Consider the following 18,061-nt stretch of genomic DNA (forward strand, 5'->3'; position numbering starts at 1 on the left):
TTTTCTCATCTTTCTAACGGGGAGCTACCTTGTTCGGATTGCTCACCCTGTAGGCTGTCCTGTCGAAGGCATTGCCGACCCCTTCGGTGATGGATTCGCCCAGCTCTTCGGTTGCGCCGACGAGGTTGTCGTTATGGCGTGCCGCATCGGTTCGCAGCAGCCTCAGCTCTGCCAGCACTGCAGCGTTGACCTCGCGGATCGCGGCGTTGTCAGCGCGCAGCGCCTTCACCTCGGCCGCCAGGACGTCGCTGGCCGCGCTCGAGCTGGCGACATACCGCTGCATGTCGAATGCCGGCAACGCAACTGGCGATGCAGTACCCTGGCTGGCAATGGCCTGCTCGATGGCCGCCGCGGTCTCGTTCAGCTGAGAGATGCCGAGCACCTGCTTATCGAGCGCGGACAGCTGTCGCTGTGCATCCGTCATCTGCACGCCGGCGATGGCGGCCAACTGCTCCATGTCGCCCAGCACCTTCGACTTGTCGCCCAGGAAGGCAGCGCTGGACGCATTCACCACCTGGCTCGCGGTCAGCCACGCCGTTGCAGCAGCCTGGGCGCCCGACACTGCAGCGGAATCAGCCGGGTTGGCCAGCGCCTTCTGGACCTGCGTGGTGTACTGCCGCTGGGCTTCCATGTACTTCTGCAGCGGGCTGAGTCCTGACAGGCTGCCCAGCATCAGCGAATCGCGATATGCGGTCGTGCTGTCCCTGGTAGCCGTTAGCCGCTCGACCGTGTCCTGCAGGGCTTCGGAGGCGGCCTGCGTCGACGCCTTGAGGTCGCGCTGCAGGACGACCTGGTCGTAGAGGGCGCGGTTGCTTTCGTCGATCGCAGCGCGCTCCTGCGCACGCTGCTCGGCGGCAGTCATGGTCAGCTGGTCGAGCTCCTTTTGCAGGTCCGTCCGTTCGCTCAGGATGTCGGCCTGGCTGCGTAGCGCCGTGTTTGTCGCCTCCACTTGCGGGTGCACGGCTGCGAACGCGCCAGACAACCTCATCAGGGCCGCATACTGCTCCGCACCTGCAGCCGTGGTCAGGTCCGCGCGGTTGACTGCGTCCTTGAACTGGTCGCGGGTCGTGATCGAGGACAGACCGAGCGCCGCCATTTCAGCCGCCAGGGCGTTCGCTACCGGCTTCAAACGCTCCGCTTCGGTCAGGAAGTTTTGCGCATAGGAGTCGGTTGCCTGCACCAAGGCCTCGACTCCACCGAACAGACCTACCAGGCGCTCGCGTGCCCCGATCGATGCCAGGCCTTCCTGGCCGAATTTTTTCTCGATGGTTGCCAGCGCGGCGTCGACGCCGGCGTAGTTGGTGGCCACGCGCTGGAGCGTAGCCGCTGCCGTCTCGCCGCTTTTGCTGAGCGACATGATCGACGGCACAAGACGAAGGGACAGTTCATCGCCGACCTCACCAAACATCGTGGCGATTGCCTCCTGGTTCTTCGCCTCATCACTGGTCAGCTGCACCTTGATGGCCTTGCTGTAACCGTTGATGGTCGACGTCTCAAGGCCCATCACGGCACCAAAGCCTTTCACGGCCTGGATCATCCCTTGTACGGTTGCGTCTAGGCCGGAATCTTGCTCAGCGTCGAGCGCTGCATTTTTCGTGTACCACTTATCACTTCTGAATACGCCTCCCTTCTCGACGACATAGGCGTACTGTTGGCCACTGAAGCCAGATGCGTTAATTGTCCCCTCCAGCCCTTGCTCACGCACCTCGGGATTCTTGCGCCCGAAGAGTGCGGTCACGACACTGGCGCCCGAGAACATATTGGCCCAGCGCTTATCCATGCCGAGGGCCTGGAAGATTTTGTTGTTGTGCATGGCGCCAGGGATCAGAGGGTTCGTCAGCGCAGTGTTGGTGCTGCCGTTGTTCGGGTCGAACCCCTTGCTGTAAAGCATGTCGGCCGCTGCCATACCTGCGGCAATCCAGCCAGCGACGGAAACGACCGACGCGGCAGTGCTGCCGGCGCTCAGCCCGCCCGCCACAGTCGTATTGCCTGCAGCGTTGTATGCTGCAGCAGCAGTACCGGCCTGCGAGGAGGTCAGCCCCATCCCTGTACCGAATGCCGAAACGCCTTGCGAGCCGATCAGGTTGCCGAACTGCGTAATGTAGCCACCCATGCTGGTGGCCAGGCCGGTCGAGAAGCCGGAGAAGATGGTTTTACCCATGCTCATCAGACTCGAAATATTCCCGAGCCAACCATTTCCCGAACCCGATCCGCCCAGGGCACCGACGACCTGCTCAAGCCCACCCTGCCCGCTCACCTGGCCGCTGATGTTGATGATCCACTTCTTGACCGTTTGCTGGTACAGCCAGTCGAAGAAGGTATTTTTCAGGGACTCCTTCAGGCGCTTGGCCGTGTCCTTGCCGCCGTCCTGGATCGACACGAACGTGTCATGCGCAGTGCGCTCAATGGACTCCCACATCTCGCGCTGGCCTTGCAATTCCTCCGTATTTCGCATGGCCGCGATCGTGCGCTGCTTGGCGCCGATCAGCTTTTCCAGGGTCTCGATCTCGTCGAGCGTCAGGCCGAGCGAGCTGCGCTGCGCGAGCTGCTCCTCCAGGCGCGCCAGTTCGAGTTTCTCGATCTGGGTACGGCTCATGCCGAACGTGCGCGCCACCTCCTCCTGCTGCTTCGCCTCTTCTTCGGCCGCCTTGACGCTGCCTGCGAGCAGATCGGCGACCTTCGACTTAGCGACCAGGTAGCGCTCCTCGAATTCCGCAGCTTCCTTGCGCGCCTTCGCCTCGGCCTCGACCGCGGCTTTCACGCCAGGCTGCTTGCTGATCAGCTCGGTCACCGCCGCGATATACCGCTCCTCGGTGATCAGTCCCTTCTGACGCATGCTATCGAGGCGCGAAAGGTCGTCCATATAAGTCGCGGTCACCCCCGACAGCTCGGCGAGAATTTTCGCCTGGGCGTCCTGTTCCTTCTTCGCTGCGGCGGCCTGCTTCGCTACCTCGGCCGCGCTCTGTCCAACAACGGTCGCCTCGCGTTTAATGCCCACCATGGTGTCGACAATCTTGTTGCCGCCATCGGTCCAGACATTGACGACGCCATCCCAGGCGCTCGACCAGCCTTTTCCGATGTCGGTCCCCACGTCGATCACCATGGCCGAGGTCGAGGCGGACGTGCGCTTGATGGTGTCCCAAGCGCCCGTGAAATCACCGCCGGCGACTTTCTTCAGCACCTCGATCGTGCCGGTGAGATTGGTAGTGGCCATTGCAGCAAAGCCTGCAATGACTTTACCGATCGTCAGGAACATCTCCACTACAGGCACGCCCAGCGTGTATATGGTTTTAAACACACCCGCGATCAGCTGCCCGGTGGTCTTGAGACGATCGCCCTCGGTCATCGCAGTGAGGAACGAACCGGCGAGGCTGCTGAGGGTCGGCAGCAGCTCGGCCGCGATACCGCGTGCGACACCCTGCCCGCCGAGCATCAGCAGGTCGAGGGTGTCATTGAACTGGCCGGCGTTCTCGACAGCTTCCTCGCTGAGCGTCAGGCCCAGCTTGCCGGCCATCTCGTCCAGCTCGCGCATACCCTCGGAGCCGCCGTTGAGCATCGGGATCATGTCGGCGCCGCTCTTGCCGAAAATGGACATGGCAAGAGCCGTCTTCTCGGCGCCGTCTTCCATGCCAGCCATTCGATCGGCAATCTCGTACATCATTTGCTTGTTGCTCTTGAACGAGCCGTCCAGATTCTTGGAGCTAATGCGCAAGCGCTCCAGCCCTTCGTTGCCGTCGACGATGGCCTTGGACAGTTTGGCCTGGCTGCCTGCCAGGGCGTCGGCCTCCATGCCGCCCATCTGATACGCGAGCTCGAGGCCTGCCAAATCCTTGATTGCGATGCCCGTCTTCTGCGACAGGTCGGATGCGGCGTCGGTGGCGTCGATCGCGCCTTTGATCCAGCCGATGATGGCGCCGGCGGAGAGCGCAAGACCGACAACGCCCAGCACGGCATTGAGCTTGCCGCCGACTGCGGAAACCGCCTCCAGGGCGCCAGTGGCCTGCTGCCGGAACTGCCGAAACGCGGTGAGGGCCTGGGCCAGCTCGGCGGTGATAACTACTCTGGATTCACTCATTTATTGTTCTTCTCTCTCCACGCTGCCAAGGTCGCGCGCTCCATTACCTGAACTGCCGAGAACAACGAGGGCCACTCTTTGCGCTTGATCTGCCAGGCTTCGCGGACCACGTGCACGCCCGCGTAGTTGAGGCCAACCACACCGCCCGGCCCGACCACCCACTGCGTTGAGATCGCACTGAAAAACGCCCAGGCCATAACGTTCTCGGGCCAGAGGTACAGCGGCCAGATCTGCTCCTCGTCGTACACGGGAATCAGACCGAACGCGGCAGCAGCCTCGTCGACCGTTGACGCGTCGCTTTCCTGCTGGGAGTCGTCAACGATCAGACCTAGTGCCGCGCAGCGCGCGACCTGTTCTAGTTTTTTGCCTGGGCCGCCGAGTCCTTGCCGTAGGCGATGAAGCACACCATGGCCAAGCCGCCGATGTTGAGCAGCGCGTCGAGCGCATCCGGCTCAAACGCGGCGGGAGTGCCGTCGTCTTCGAGGACCAGGCGTTGGTCGGCCCAGCCGGTGGTCACTTCCTTCATGAAGTCGATCGCGTTGAAGCTGCCTGCTACCACTTCCTTCATTTGCGCCGCGTCGCGACGCTCGCAGGTCAGGGTGAACTTGTGGTTGACCAGCTTGCCGTCCTTGTCTGCAATGGTTGCCTTGACCAGCACCGGGACGGTATCGCTGACTGCGATCTTGTATTTCTTTGCCATGGGAATTCCTATTAAGTTGCCGGGGCACGCGGCCCCGTGGGTTTATGCGAAGCTGGTGAAGATGCGGATCTCGTCGTTGCCAACTTTTGGCTTGATGCCCAGCTTGTAGCCGATCAGCCGCTCGCCGTTCAGCTCTTCCTTGGTCGGTTCCTTCATCTGCACTGCGGGCATGAAGACGCCTACCTTGTCGTTGGCGACGGTGCCGTGGATCAGGCCGATGCTGGTGAGCCGGTTGGCCTTGATGTCGTTCAGGAACGCGACTTCTTCCGCTGCCGAGAGCTGCAGCTTGGCGGCGCCGGTGACGTCGCGCTCCGAGATGCTGATCCGTTCGCCACCCAGCAGTTTCTGGAACTGGGCCTTGATGCCCAGGTCGATGGTCAGGCCATCGCTTGGGTACGGGGTGCCACCAACGAACGCCGGTGCTGCCGCTGCAGCGTGCGTCGCACCGAAGGTCAGCTTGCCGGAGTTCGCATCCAACACGACCTGAGGCACGCGCCAGACCGTCAAGGTGGTGCCGACGTTTGGCACTGCCGTGGTGCCGCCGTCGACGCCCATGAACTTGAACGAGATGACGGGCTTCTTGCCGACGCCCAGGTCCAGGGTTGCAGTGCCGCGCACGCCCAGCAGCTTGTGCAGGACGCCATCGTCGTAGTAGTAGATGGTCGACGATTCGAAGGCGCCGGAGATCGGCACGTAGTCCACACGCACGGCAGGCGTGATGACCTCGGCAAATCCGATGGAGCGCATCAGTGGTCCCCAGGCGGGAGCGACGGCATTTTGGCCGGAGCCGACCAGCTCGATGTCGAAGCCGCATTCCATGTAGCGCGCACCGGCCAGCTCTTCCGAACCGCCCAGGTAATCGCGGATGATCTCGCGCGAGATGTATTCCGCATTCATCGGATTGACGCTCAGGTTGCTCACGAGCAGCGCATTGGCGGCGCCCGTCGGGGCGGCGTCCAAGCCATATTGGGTTTCGAGCTTGGCCAGGATGGTGGTCTTCCTGATCAGACGTGGATCAGCCATGACTTACTCCTGCACTGGGCTTGCAGGCGCCTGGTCTGCACGGACCAGATCGCCGGTTTCGGGGTTGCGGGTGTAGCTGCCACCCGTGCTCGGTTCTTGGTGCAGCACCTCGGCCGGCTGCTGTGCAGACGTCTGCACAGCGCTGGACGAAGCGGCGGCCGTACTGGCCGCGGTTTCGGTGGTCTTCATAACTTCAGGGTTCTCCCATTGGTTTGGTGTTTCACTACAAAGCGCGCGGTAACGCAGGCCACGCTCGCGTCCAGCTGGTCGAAATCCCACGCCAGCGTGTCGCCGGGAAGTGGGGAAACCTCCATCACGCCGTAGACAAAGCCGTCGGCGTTGTCGAGGTTGTCGAACACGGCCTCGAGCACCTGGTCGGCTTTGGCGCCTGCCACGTCGTCGACGCCGTCGCGGCCGTAGCACTCGATCTCGACCAGGGTGTTCCAGGTGGTGCGCCCGCCGAGCATCGAAGCCTCTTGCGAAGCCCCACGCGCGAGGCGCACGTTGACCGCGCTGTCGCGGTCGCTGGGCAGCGAGCGGCTGCGGTTGAGGTAGACCAGGCCGCCTGCGATCGATGCCGCCTGCAGGCGCTCCTGCAGGGCCTGTGCGATTGCCATGTGCTGGGTCATGCCTTCTCCAGCAGTACGAGGCTCAGGCCGGTGGGCAGGCTGTTTTCGGCCTGGCAGTCTGCAACGCGCCACCTGGCGCCGTTGACGGTGATGCGCGACTCGATGAACCCGGCCGGCACGCGGGTGTTTGCGATGACCATCTGCGGTACGGCGGCGCCCATGCCCACGCCTACGGTGCCGGCCTGGTATTCCGCGTCGAAGATGACCGGGACGTCCTCGCCGTTGATCACGGCAATCGCGTTGGCGAGGCGCTCCATCGCCAGCCGGTTCAGTCGCGCCTCGAGGTCGTCGAACATCAGGCGTTGATCTTGATGCGCACGCTGGTCGTGCCGGCAGCTGCAGGTGCTGCAGCGAAGCCTGCCAGCGTATTGCCAGCTGCGACGGTGGTCAGCTGGAAGTCGTCTGCGTCCCAGTACAGCAGCGCGCCCTGGACGACAACGTCAGCCGGCGCCTTCTTCAGTACCCAGACGCCGGTCACTGCAACGCTGCCAGTGCTCAGGGCCGGGATATCCGCCAGCACGATGCCCAGACGTGCGCCCATCAGAACGGCCGCGCCCGACGCGATGGCGACGCCGCCAGCCGTGTAATCGAGGACTTCGCCTTCCTGTTCGTAATTCTTCGCCATGCTTATTCCTTAAGAAAGAGGTGGCGCCGATAACGCGGCGCCGAATTGTTGGATCTAGGCCTGGCCTGGGTTCTTCGCCAGCGTGCGGAAATCGAGCGGCGATACGCCGGCATCCATACGGACCTTGAACTCGACACCATCGCGGCTCCAGCCAGTTTCCTGCTCGAGCGTCGGGGCGGTGTTACCGTCCAGGTACTGCACTTCGATGGTGTCGTGCATGTTCTGGTCGGCGGCGCCGTACCAGGTACGCGGCGAAGCTGCGTCCAGACGCGCGTCGCTGATGACTTCGAAGGTGCCTTTCACGGAGTTCGGCACGGAGTTGCTCTTCTCGCCATCGCCCACTTCGAACTCGCTGTCGCGCACGACTTTTGCCGTACCTTCCAGGGCGACAGGGACCAAAAGTTTCGCCAGGCGAATGTTGAGCGTGGCATCGCCTTCTTTTTGCGTCGCCATCGCTACGCGCATCGCATCGACGCTGTTGGTGTTGACGCCGAGGCTCGCCAGCAGGTTCTTGTGGTCGGCATGGAACAGCGCCTTGCCGTCGGACATTTTGGGGTTGCTGGTCAGGATCGCGTACACCAGGTCCCCGATGGTGCGGATCGCAGCGCGGCCCATGCGACGAGGGATCTTGGTGAAGGCGTCCAGGTCGTCGTTGATGATGGTGTAGCGGGTCAGGTTGAACATCTTGCCGTAGGTGGCCAGCTGCACCGTCTCGCCGCGCTCACCAACTTGAGCGTATTTGTACTCACCGCCATCCTGAATCTTGTCCAGGCTCGGGAACGAGTTCAGGTCAACACGCTTACCAGGCTTGAAGTCGCCCAGGCTGCCCTCGGCTGTCCACAGCTGGAAGGTTTCTTCCGATTCGTCGTAGCCCTTCATCATCGACTTGTTCGCCACGTTGGACAGCAGCAGGGGGAAGTCAGAGCTGCTGTGCGTAAAGGCGGTGGCGACGATGGTCATCTTGTCCATGCCGCGCATGTTGATGCCGGCGTGGGCCAGGCACTCGCGCGCGATGTCCAGCGCGGTGAAACCACGGTAGTTATTCGCGGCGTCGTCCTTGGCGATGTTCCCACGGGCCAGCAGGGATGCCTGGGCGCCGGCACGGAACTTGTCGCGCTCGTCTTCGAGAGTGACGATGCGGCCGCCGGCAACGGGGGCGGCGCCGCTGCCCAGGTGGGCCAGCAGCTTCTGGCTCGCCTGCTCGACGGTGCAGTCATGGTCGTCAGCGCAGGTCGCCTGCAGCGCGACCACACCGGTCTGGCCGGTAAATGCTGCGAACGCGGCGGCGATGCCGGCGCGACGGGCCTTGTCGGCATCCAGCGCGGCTTTCGCGGCTGCCTTCTTCTCTTCTTCGGTCATGGTGTTGCTCTCCTTCTGTTTGGGTTGAGGCGCGGCAGCTGCCGCCGGTTGAGTGGGCTGCGGGAACGAGGCGTACCGCGCCTTGATGGAATCCTTCATGCCGGCCATGGCGGCGATCGGCAAACTCGTGACGACGGCGTCGACGAACTTCGCTTCGAGCGCCTGCTCCGCCGTGTACCAGTGGTCCTTGCCGTCCGTAAGCAGGACCAGAATTTCAGCCTTGTCCTTGCCGGACTTGGTGGCGTAGGAAGTCGACATCGCGTCGGCCCAGCTGTCGAGCATGTCCGCGTACTCGCGATGCTCTGCGCTGTTGCCGGCCAGGCCGCCCCATGGTGCGTGCAGCATCAGCTGCGCGTTCTCGGCCATCTCGACCGTGTCGCCGGCCATGGCGATCAGGCTGGAGATCGATGCGGCGATACCGTCGACTACGGTGGTGACGTGCGCCTTGTGACGCTTGAGCGAGTTGTGGATCGCGATGCCGTCGGTGACCGAACCGCCGTAGCTGTTGATGCGCACCGTCATCTGCTCCACATCGAGCGCGGCCACATCACGAACGAAGTTGGCAGCGGCGATGGTGTCGCCGTACCAGCTTTCACCGATGTCACCGTAGATCAGGATCTCGGCTGCAGCCGCCTGGGGGACACCGGCGGCATTTGGCTGTGCGCCTGCGCGGGCGCGGGCGCGGATGGTGTACCACGGTGCTACTTTGTTCTGGTCTGTCGGTGCAGGCATCGTCCGTTTCCTTGTCGATTGCGGTCGTGTTGAAGCCTGTAGTTTGTTTGCCTGGCCGTCTCATTTCTAGGGAGAAATGAGACAGTTTTTCCAGCGCGATCGGACAAGAAAAAACCGCCCGAGGGCGGCTTCTGCTGGTGGCTACTCTTCCTTTTCCTCTTCCTCATCCGGAGGTGTCGATGCCGGCGCCGGCGGCGTGCTCTTGCTATTGCCGTAGTCCGACCCGAACACTAGGCCCTTCTTCTTGCATTCCTCGCGGTGGGTCAGTATCTGCTCGAGCACGTCGCGCGGATTCGCGCCGCGCTTGCGCATGACCTCGACCTCGCTGGCGAAGCCGTCCTGAACGAGCATGTGCCAGGCCTGCGCTTCCTTGTACGGATCGATCCACGGCATCGACTGGCCGACAAACAGCGCATCGTCCATGGTTTCGGGATCGACATCGCGCGGCATCGGCACAACACCGGAAAGGTTCGCCGCCAGCACGAAGTCCTTCCATACAGGCTGAACGAACTGACCAACGAATTCATCGCACAGGACCGCGTAGTGGGTCCACTGCTCCACCAGCTCCTGCCGCTGCGAAGAGTAGGTGCCGCTGTAGTCGCGTGCAATGCTTGAGTAGCTTCCGCCCAGGCCTGCAGCAACGGCGCGCAGCTGGCCCTGTCTGAAAGTGACCAGGTTGGGATTGGGCCGGTTGGAATCGATCATGCCAATCTCTTCGCCCGCGCCGAGCGAGTCGATGATCATGCCAGGGGCAAAGTGCAGCTCGCGCGGCCCCTTATCCTCGCCGTCGGCACCAGGAGCCGAGAAGTCCTCTGGCGATCCCTTTTTCACATACGCGGTAAGCGACGCCGCGACCTTGGCAGCCACACGTTCGGATTCCTCGTAGTCTTTGATATCTTCGAGCCGCGTGATCACGCTGGCAAACTCGGAGACGCCTCGCATTTGTCCGATGCGGTCAAGCGACGCAATATGGTGCATGCGGGTCGCGTCGATACGCTTGAGCTCATAGCTGCGGCTTGAGTAGGTTTCCCCTGGGTAGTCCTTGTAGGCCCAGTATGCCGTCGGCTTGCCCCAAGTGTTGCTTTCGACACCCTGACGGATGCGGCGCCCTACATCGTGGTGGTCGAGCGGGATCAGGTCCGGTTCAATCAGTTCCAGCGAATACGGGACAAGCGTCGCGTGGTCCAGCAGTGGTACTGCGCCGATCAAGCGCTGTGCGAAGCACTCTCCATCGCGCAGCCAAGTTTTCGCGACCAGGCGCTGAACCTTGTTCCAGTGATGCTTTTGCGTGACCTCGGGATTCTGCTGCCAGTCGCGGTACGCCTTGCGAAGCGCAGTCGCATACTCCTCGTGGATCTGGCCGTTCTTTCGCCGCGGTTGTGGTTCAATGCCGATGCCGTTGGGTCCAACAACGTTGTTGACTAAGGTGCGCAAGGCGCCTCGTGCGATGTCGTGGTTTTGCTCGAGATTACGGGCCAGGCCGCGAAGCGCAAGCGCGCCCTGTTGGACCTGAGCATTGGGAGGACGATGATCCTTTGCACCCTTGCGCAGGCGAGAGGGTTTCGCTGCCTCGTATTGGTTCAGCACATTGCGGGCTGCCAATCGGCGTACGCCAGCTGCAGGAGACAGGAACGCGACGATACGGTCGACCGCGTTGAGCCGGATCTTCGATTGCTGCGACATGCTCAGTCTCCGAAACGTGCGACCGAAAAGGACATGCCACCGATCGAAGGGCGCCCGCCCGTACGGCGATTCTCCTGGGCGACGCGCTGTTCCCACTCACGCCGGCCAGTGCGAATCTCGCTGAGATTTTCCATGCCCATCGATCGCCCCTGGAAGGTGATCGTTTTACCAGCAAGGACGGCTTGCTCTGCCTTGAGGTACTCGGCCAGCATGGCCTTAGGTGAGAATTGTGTCGACATTTGGACCCCCGATGAGATGGAGGCCCAACACTACCTATGGGGCTGTCTCATTTCTAGGGAGAAATGAGACAGGTTATGCAAGGATGCTCAGTCGCCTTTGAGCATCCGGTAGAACTGTGCACGGCTGATGTTGTACTCCACCATCAACTCGCGCCGGTTGCGACCGTTGTACTTAGCACGGACCGCCAATGCGCGCGCTTCCACGTCGACGTCACTCTTCTTGATGTATACCTCCTGGCCGCCCCACTGCGTGCGCAAGACGCCGTCGACCAGCCGCTGTTTCTCGGCCGTGAACACATCCAGTCCAAGCGTGGCGCCGACCAGGCCGACGAGACACCCAACAATATCAATTTGCTCGCTCTGCATTTATCAAAATCCCCTACTTGACCAATCATCGGATGCGAAAGGGTTTCCTCCACCCCTGCGCGGCGCCGGCGCTTTCGGCGCCGCCACGGCTTGTTTCTTCTCTTGCTCCACCTTCTCCACCTGCCTGGCCGGCGCTGGCTCCGGCAATGGTGTCGGCACTGCCTCAGGCTGCGCAAACAGATCCACGATCTTCGGTTGCACCTCCGCCTCGAGCGCGTCCCACCACTTCGCCGGCTTCTTACCCAGGTCAAGGTGCGTTTCAAGCCAGACCCCATAGACCGTGCAGTCCCATGCCTCGACGCGCTTGCGCAGGGCCGTCCAGCGAGATTCGCGCCCACCAGCTGTTGCACGCTCGACCCGCGCCTCACCGGCCATTTGCGCGTAGAACTCGTCTGGCGCATCCTTCGAGAAGTGCATGTAGCCAGGGCCAGGCTTCGTGATCTGCAGCCGGCCATAGATCAAGTCCTTTGCGAGGTTGGTGCCGACCTGCCAGAGGATCAGCCCTCGCTTGCGGGTCTTGCCTCGCCAGTCGATGTCGACCTTCGACGCTCCGTCCTTGATGTGCTTCTCACGACCCGACCGCCCCTTGACTGCGTAGATCCGCCGCCCGAGGGCAGCGTGCGTGTGCACGAAGCTGTAGACCGCCTGGGTGTGGTGGCCACCCGTGTCGATCGCCGAAGCGTAGATGTGCAGCTTCGACCCGGCGACGTGCTGGAATTCCGCCTCGAACAGGTACTCGGCCACGTCCTGCCACACCTGGTCTTCACTTGGATTGCCATAGAAAATCCGATAATCGATCTGCCAGGTTTCACAGCCCCGCCCGTATCCCCGCACAGAAACCTCGATACGGTTATCCTGCGTGTCGCAACTGGCCAACAACCGCACACAGCCCATCGGCAGCGTGCCGAACTTGTACTTCTCTGCTCTTTCCTTGAGCTGATCGGCGTCGCTTTTCTCCTGTTCGAGTGCCCACACCTCGCCAAGGGTCGTGTTCGTGAACGCCTTCAGCTTGGTGATGTCGCCCGCCTGCGCCTTTTCGTAGGCGTCCAGGAACTCCTCTACCAGCTTTGACCAGGCCACCAGCGGGCTGTACGCCGTCCAGACGTGGAAGGCGATGTGTTCCAGCGCCGTGATCACTGCACCACTGGCGTTACGGAAGATGCCGGCGGCATCGATCGTGATGCTGCCGTCGGCGTTCTGCCATCGACCGCGGTCTGCGACCGCCAGGTACTGCGCCTGGTCGATCAGGCTATGGCAATGTGGGCAGAGGTGGCGGACCGATTCCGGGTCGCGGTTGACCCACTTGAAGCCGGTTGCCTCGTCCTTTTTCCCCCAGGACAGCGGGTGGAAGCCGCCGCATTCCGGACATGGAATCGCATACCTGAATCGCTCGTCAGCCTTGTGGAAGCGGTCGTCGATGAGCGAGAAGCCCTGCAGCTTTGGCGTCGATCCGGTGATCAGCTTCGGGAACGTCGCCCCCTCGACCCGCTTCTCCGCCAGCACGTCGGGCGAGCCCTCCTTTTCGATGTCACGGTCGAACGCGTCTAGCTCGTCGAGCAGGGCCACGTCGACCGAGATCCGGCGATACGCGCGCGCAGCTGTCCCGCCGCGCGTGTGCAGCAGACAGCCAAGGAACCTCTTCTGCGCGAGCGTGTTGTCCTTGTGCCGGGACACGTGCGCCGGCATCGCCTTACGCATGATCTTCACGTCGCGCAGCATCGTGTCCAGCTCGGTCTTCACGAACTCGTCGCTGTCACCGTCGGTCGGCTGCCACAGCGCCTGGTTGCGACGCTTGTGCTCGGCGAAGTATCCAACCGCGGCGAGCAGCATTTTCGTGTAGCCCACGCGGGCCGACTTCTTGAAATCGATGTTGCGGATGTCGTCGTTGCTGATGCACGCCAGGATCGCGCGCTGGAACGGCCACGGCACCCAACTTTGCTCGACGTAGGAAGACTCCTTGGATAGGTAGAAGTGCTGCCGTGCCCACTCCTCAAGCGTCAGCGGCGCCGGCACGCCAAACGTGCCGAGGCCGCGCGTCACAGTCTTGGCCAGCTCGGGCGACTGCCAGTTCACCACTTCGTGCATGGCGCTCATTCGAGGAACTCCTCTTCCGGCGTCTGGTCGTCATCACCCTCCTCCCCGTCGCTCCGAAGATCGGCCAAGGACATGCCAGCGACGATATTGCGCACACGCGCAATCTCGGCCGCGATGTTCTTGATCTCGTCCGCCGGCAGGCTCGGCACGCGGCGCCGCACCCCACCAGGGATGGCATCGAAGATGCCGGCGATCTTGCTGCCGGCACGGCCCAGCACTTCCTCGATCAACGCTACGGGCGCCAGCTCGCTGCGCGTCACAGCGTTCTGCATCTCGATCTTTTCGCGCTGTGCCTTGGCCAGGCCTGCGCGCTCGGTCGCGAGATCCAGCTCGCCATTGGTCGCGCGGCCGGCAGCCTGCTCGCGCAGGTGCGAACAGTAGGTCTGCAGCAGCTGGTGGCCAGGCACGCTGGTGTCGAGGATGCCACGTCCGACCAGGTTGCCGATCGCCTGCTGACTGACACCGACGAGCGCACCGAACGCTGCCTGGGTCATAGGCTTGGAAAGGTCAAGGTCCGACAATACAACCCCCTTAGGATGGGTATGTGACTAGAGAAAACTCGGGGTTCGAATTACCCTTGAAGGCCCCCCCTCGCGGGAGTACCTTGGGAACGCTCGGAGCTACTGTTGGGTGGCCCGCGCCTGGGCTAGGGCGGCGGTGAACTCGGCAGGAAACTCCCTCTCGACGGTCGACTCCGCCACGTACTGGAAGTCGAAAACTGCCTGGTAGATCGCGGATCGAACGAAGATCATCACCGGCTTGAGCGCCGTCCCCTGGGCGAAGTGGACACGCTGCCAGATGCCCATTGGCAGGCGCTCACCAGGGCTGCCGCAGAAATACGAGACGCCTTGGCGATTCTTGGTGCCGCGTGCGAGTGCCTGCCTTTTCTTGTCCGTCATGTTGGCCTTGTAGCCAGCCTCGGGAAACGCACGGAAGTACGCCAGGATCTGCACGATCTGCCCCCTGCTCATGTTGCCGTAAGCATCGACATCGGCGCCCTCGCCTGGCACCACGCGGTGACCAGGTGGCAGCGCGCCAACAGAACGAAGCGCACGTTCGAAGCGCTTCTCTCCGCGCATGCCGCCCTTGATCTGCGCGGCCAGGTATGTGGCTGCGGGTGAGCTACTCTTGCTGGCGAAGTCCTTCAGCTTTACTTCCGCCGTGAGGTTGGTTGCTGTCGCTGGCCGAACGAACAGGCCAGACATGGTGAACGGTGTAGGCCGGTCGAAGATGTCTCGCATCTCGCGGCCCTCAGCAGCCTCGGCCTTCTTGGCCACGCGGGTCAACGCCAGGCGTGTGGCGAACTTGAGCTGCTTCTCCTCGATCTGCATATCAGCCGTGATCTGCCTGATCGCATCACGCACGTCGACGGCCATTGAGTTCTCCTGGTGTGCACACGTCTGCACTGTATGAGCGCGGCCAGTGGCCGGCGGTGGTACGAATAAAAAAGCCCGGCATAACCGGGCAAACGAAACAGAAGCGTTGTATCCCCCGCTTTCTAGCGGATCGAGACAGGATCACCACCTTTCGTCGTTGAGATTCTTTCGCTGCCCACTGCCCCAAAAAGAAAGCCCCGCCAGCGCAAGGCTGAGCGGGGCGGAAGCACCGTAGAGATGCAAGGCGATACAGCCTGGGCGCTGCGACGCTGGGGACTGTAAACGCAAAAAAGCCCGCGATTGCGGGCTTTGCTTACACTGACTCCGAGCATGGCGAAAATATAGCTGAGCTGGGGCGATTTCGTCAACGCAATAATTTCCTATCAACAGTATTTTGTTGTATCGGTAGGCATGATCAGGCCGTGTTGTACGAAGTGCGGCTCAAGGCGAGCAATGGCCTTCTCTTCCAAGATGCGGAGATGGTTCCTCATCTTCCACGATGCCCGAATGTACTTCTTGTGGCAGCCCCCGAATTGGGCGGCTAGGTCGCGCGCACTGATATCGATCTTCTTGTGGTTCGCAAACATCCGGCCCAGCATACAGTCCAGGGCCAGCGGCTTGATACGTGGAAGCGTGGGCGCCATCCACTTCGACAGTCCGTGAATCGCAGCGATCCGTTCAGCTGAAAATGCAAACCGGCGTTCGCCATCCACATCTTCAAAGTCAGTCTGCCCGTACTTGGCCTGCAAGACCCACATCTCGGTCTCGGGCAATTTCGTCCGGACTGCCTGCGCGATCAGTGCACATTGAGCCCGGACGTCGAGCGTGCTCATACCAGCGAAGTTTACTGTACCGGCCCGCTCACCGCGCAGCTGGTCGAGCCAGTGCCGCTGCTGGTCTGTTTCAAGGTGGACCTGTTCCATGACCCGCAGCAGCGCCGCCCTGAATGGCGCGCCGTGTGCCGCTTCCTGTCCCATCACCACGAACGCTACATGTACCGCTTGGCCTGCATCCGCGAAGATGGCGCCTCCCATACCTACTGCATTCATTACCGCACCCCTTTCGTACTGCGTTTGTTTGTGTTGTTTGTGTCCTGCTGCCTGCCGTGCTCAATCTCGCCTGCTTCCTCCACGTAAGGGATGCCTCTTGCATCCCACTTCACCCTTGTCCTGGGCGGACTTCGCGTACCAACCTCATGCCCGTTCTCGCTCGCGTAGAAAACTGGCTCTCCGCGCATCCCGGCGCCAATTTGCTTGTCAATCGAGGCCGTACCGAAAGCCGCCCTCAACTTATCGATCCAAGCGGCCGTCACCGGCATCTGTTCTCGCATCGCTCCTTTCGCCATCCTCTTCCCCTTTATTTCTATTGATCAACTCGTCAACATCGTTCACATACCATTCACACGCTAAGTCTTTGTTTTTTTTTACCCTTATTAAGGGTGTGAAGGGTATTAATAGTTATTGGTCAGTTTTGATACAGGTATCTGCTGCTGTTAGTTCATCGGTTTCCCAGCCCTCACACGCGTGCGCGCACATGGGAGAACACCATTCACACCCTTCACACCGTCCACAACCCGCATGGATACTGGCTCTCCGCATGTGAAGGGTTGCGCTGATGTGAATGGTTAACCGTCAACATGGGGCGCCCCTCGGCTCCGATAGGTTTGGTACTGCTTCTCAAACAGGGCGCTAGCGGCACCGGCCCACTCGGCCAGGGAGGTGCCTTCGGGCTGATCGCCCACCAGGAAGACCATCCGCTGCTTGACGTCGCTGCCCAAGTCGTACTTGATGAGGTGCTTCCTGAGCATGCCGGCGGCGTACCTCTCTACTTGGGGACTGAACGTCGTCATAGACGTGTACATCGGCTCGCCTGAGCGGCTGCACCAGACCTTGAAGGCGTCGTACAGCTGGTTGACGCTGACGGTGATAAACGGTAGCGGCAGGTAGCCACGCGACCATTCGCGGTAGAACCGCTCCGACGGCGCCAAGCTCTTCTCGATCAGCCGGTCCTTCGCCTCGTTGTAGATCGGCTTCGTGTGCCGGTCGAAATCGCCCATAGCCACCTCGTGCATGAGGTAGTGGTAGAACGCCTCGATGCCGCCCTGGCGGATTTCCTCACCGACGCTTTGATAGAACTCCCTCGACAGCGCGGGCGGCGTCCATACGACCAGGTAACGCCGATCGGTCTTGTCCAGGGCGAGCGGCTGCAGCTCGTTCGACAGGAAGACGAAGTTCATCTGGTTCTTCTCGACGTGCTCGGGCAACCCTTTGGGATTGACGATCACAGTGTCGCCGGCGATCAAGCCCTTGAGCTTGCCCTTCATCTGCTTGAGCTCAGCGCGGGTGACCACCTCGTCGGCAACCATGAACAGCTTCATGCTGGCCCAGTCGTTGAACTTGCTCTCCAGCTGGTCGTTGCCAATCACGTAGCCGTACTGGCCATAGATCGGTTTGACGACGCGCTCGAAGAAGAAATTCTTTCCTGAGCCCTCGTCGCCATGCATGATGATCGACGTTTCCATCTTGGCGCCTGGGTTGCGCAGCGGGTAGGCGAGCCAGCGCTCGATCCAAGTCTGCATTTCTTCGTTTCCGTCGCACAGGTGCGCCAATAACGTCAGGATCTGGATGCACTTTCCCTTCTTCGGGCGCATCGGCCACCCGTTAAACAGGTTGACTGTCGCGGTCGGGCCGCTTTCCATCGGCGAAGGCGTCTCGGTTGGATCGAACACGATGTTTTTCTTCAAAACCCACTTGCGCGCGTCGCCGCTCCAGAACTTCATGACGTCGCTGTTGCCAACGATCGTGCGCATGGCCGAGATCCGCATCAACATGCGATGCCGGCAGTCCCACACCATGTCCTCACCGTAGATCAGGATGAAGTTGTCGAGCACCTCGTCGACCTTGTCCCAATGCTCCCGGCTGTACACCTTCTTGGGTTTCTCCTTCTTCGGCGCGGCTTCCTCGTCGTCCTGCGCCTCCCCCTCCCCCCGCCCCGGTGCGGAGCCAGGCGCTGGGCTTGATTTGACCTTGCCCTCGCGTTCCGATGCGCCTGTGGCCTCTGCATCCGCACCGAATCGGGTGTCAAAGTCTGCAGGTAGCTCCGCATCCGCGCTCGTCCCCGGCCCCTCCTCTCGGAGGGGGGAGGGGGGAACCGGCGGCGT

General features: G+C 61.9%; 17 protein-coding genes. All 17 read right to left on the reverse strand.

The window, feature by feature from the left end; translation table 11 throughout:
- Positions 1-13 precede the first annotated feature (13 nt).
- The gene (locus LK540_RS17270; RefSeq protein ID WP_229438541.1) at positions 14-4,075 is read right to left on the reverse strand and encodes a hypothetical protein; all 4,062 of its coding nucleotides are present in this window, start codon (positions 4,073-4,075) and stop codon (positions 14-16) included.
- Positions 4,072-4,479 (reverse strand): DUF1799 domain-containing protein, encoded by a 408-nt coding sequence (locus LK540_RS25255; RefSeq protein WP_229438542.1) that lies wholly within the window; start codon positions 4,477-4,479, stop codon positions 4,072-4,074. The genes LK540_RS17270 and LK540_RS25255 overlap by 4 nt, the downstream gene beginning before the upstream one ends.
- Entirely contained in the window at positions 4,431-4,775 is a 345-nt protein-coding gene (locus tag LK540_RS17280) for a hypothetical protein (RefSeq protein WP_229438543.1), read from the reverse strand. The genes LK540_RS25255 and LK540_RS17280 overlap by 49 nt, the downstream gene beginning before the upstream one ends.
- Positions 4,776-4,817: 42 nt before the next feature.
- Positions 4,818-5,798: a phage tail tube protein gene (locus LK540_RS17285; protein ID WP_229438544.1), complete on the reverse strand. Its 981-nt coding sequence runs from the start codon at positions 5,796-5,798 to the stop codon at positions 4,818-4,820.
- Positions 5,799-5,801: 3 nt separating this feature from the next.
- Positions 5,802-5,987, reverse strand: coding sequence for a hypothetical protein (locus LK540_RS17290; protein ID WP_229438545.1), 186 nt, complete (start codon positions 5,985-5,987; stop codon positions 5,802-5,804).
- Positions 5,984-6,427: a hypothetical protein gene (locus LK540_RS17295; RefSeq protein ID WP_229438546.1), complete on the reverse strand. Its 444-nt coding sequence runs from the start codon at positions 6,425-6,427 to the stop codon at positions 5,984-5,986. Before LK540_RS17295 ends, LK540_RS17290 begins: the two co-directional genes overlap by 4 nt.
- Complete coding sequence (locus tag LK540_RS17300; protein WP_229438547.1) at positions 6,424-6,723, reverse strand: hypothetical protein; 300 nt, start codon at positions 6,721-6,723, stop codon at positions 6,424-6,426. The genes LK540_RS17295 and LK540_RS17300 overlap by 4 nt, the downstream gene beginning before the upstream one ends.
- Complete coding sequence (locus LK540_RS17305) at positions 6,723-7,052, reverse strand: DUF2190 family protein (RefSeq protein ID WP_229438548.1); 330 nt, start codon at positions 7,050-7,052, stop codon at positions 6,723-6,725. Before LK540_RS17305 ends, LK540_RS17300 begins: the two co-directional genes overlap by 1 nt.
- A gap of 54 nt (positions 7,053-7,106) precedes the next feature.
- Positions 7,107-9,143: a ClpP-like prohead protease/major capsid protein fusion protein gene (locus LK540_RS17310; RefSeq protein WP_229438549.1), complete on the reverse strand. Its 2,037-nt coding sequence runs from the start codon at positions 9,141-9,143 to the stop codon at positions 7,107-7,109.
- 141 nt (positions 9,144-9,284) lie between these two features.
- On the reverse strand, positions 9,285-10,826 hold the full coding sequence (locus LK540_RS17315; RefSeq protein ID WP_229438550.1) for a phage portal protein: 1,542 nt from the start codon (positions 10,824-10,826) through the stop codon (positions 9,285-9,287).
- Between the two features lie 2 nt (positions 10,827-10,828).
- Positions 10,829-11,065 (reverse strand): hypothetical protein, encoded by a 237-nt coding sequence (locus LK540_RS17320; protein ID WP_229438551.1) that lies wholly within the window; start codon positions 11,063-11,065, stop codon positions 10,829-10,831.
- Positions 11,066-11,152: 87 nt separating this feature from the next.
- Positions 11,153-11,431 (reverse strand): Mor transcription activator family protein, encoded by a 279-nt coding sequence (locus tag LK540_RS17325; protein WP_229438552.1) that lies wholly within the window; start codon positions 11,429-11,431, stop codon positions 11,153-11,155.
- A 3-nt stretch (positions 11,432-11,434) separates the two neighbouring features.
- Positions 11,435-13,525 carry a phage terminase large subunit family protein gene (locus tag LK540_RS17330; RefSeq protein ID WP_229438553.1) on the reverse strand — a complete coding sequence of 697 codons (2,091 nt, stop codon included), beginning with the start codon at positions 13,523-13,525 and terminating at the stop codon, positions 11,435-11,437.
- Positions 13,522-14,046, reverse strand: a complete 525-nt coding sequence (locus LK540_RS17335; RefSeq protein ID WP_229438554.1) for a terminase small subunit — start codon at positions 14,044-14,046, stop codon at positions 13,522-13,524. The genes LK540_RS17330 and LK540_RS17335 overlap by 4 nt, the downstream gene beginning before the upstream one ends.
- Before the next feature lie 99 nt (positions 14,047-14,145).
- A complete protein-coding gene (locus LK540_RS17340; protein WP_229438555.1) occupies positions 14,146-14,901 on the reverse strand; it encodes a hypothetical protein in 756 nt (251 codons plus the stop codon).
- A 383-nt stretch (positions 14,902-15,284) separates the two neighbouring features.
- Positions 15,285-15,950 (reverse strand): hypothetical protein, encoded by a 666-nt coding sequence (locus LK540_RS17345; RefSeq protein ID WP_229438556.1) that lies wholly within the window; start codon positions 15,948-15,950, stop codon positions 15,285-15,287.
- 575 nt (positions 15,951-16,525) lie between these two features.
- Positions 16,526-18,061 (reverse strand): DUF5906 domain-containing protein (locus tag LK540_RS17350; RefSeq protein ID WP_229438557.1); only part of this gene is annotated, 1,536 nt, incomplete at its 5' end.

The organism is Massilia sp. IC2-278 (assembly GCF_020708045.1).
GTDB lineage: Bacteria > Pseudomonadota > Gammaproteobacteria > Burkholderiales > Burkholderiaceae_D > Telluria.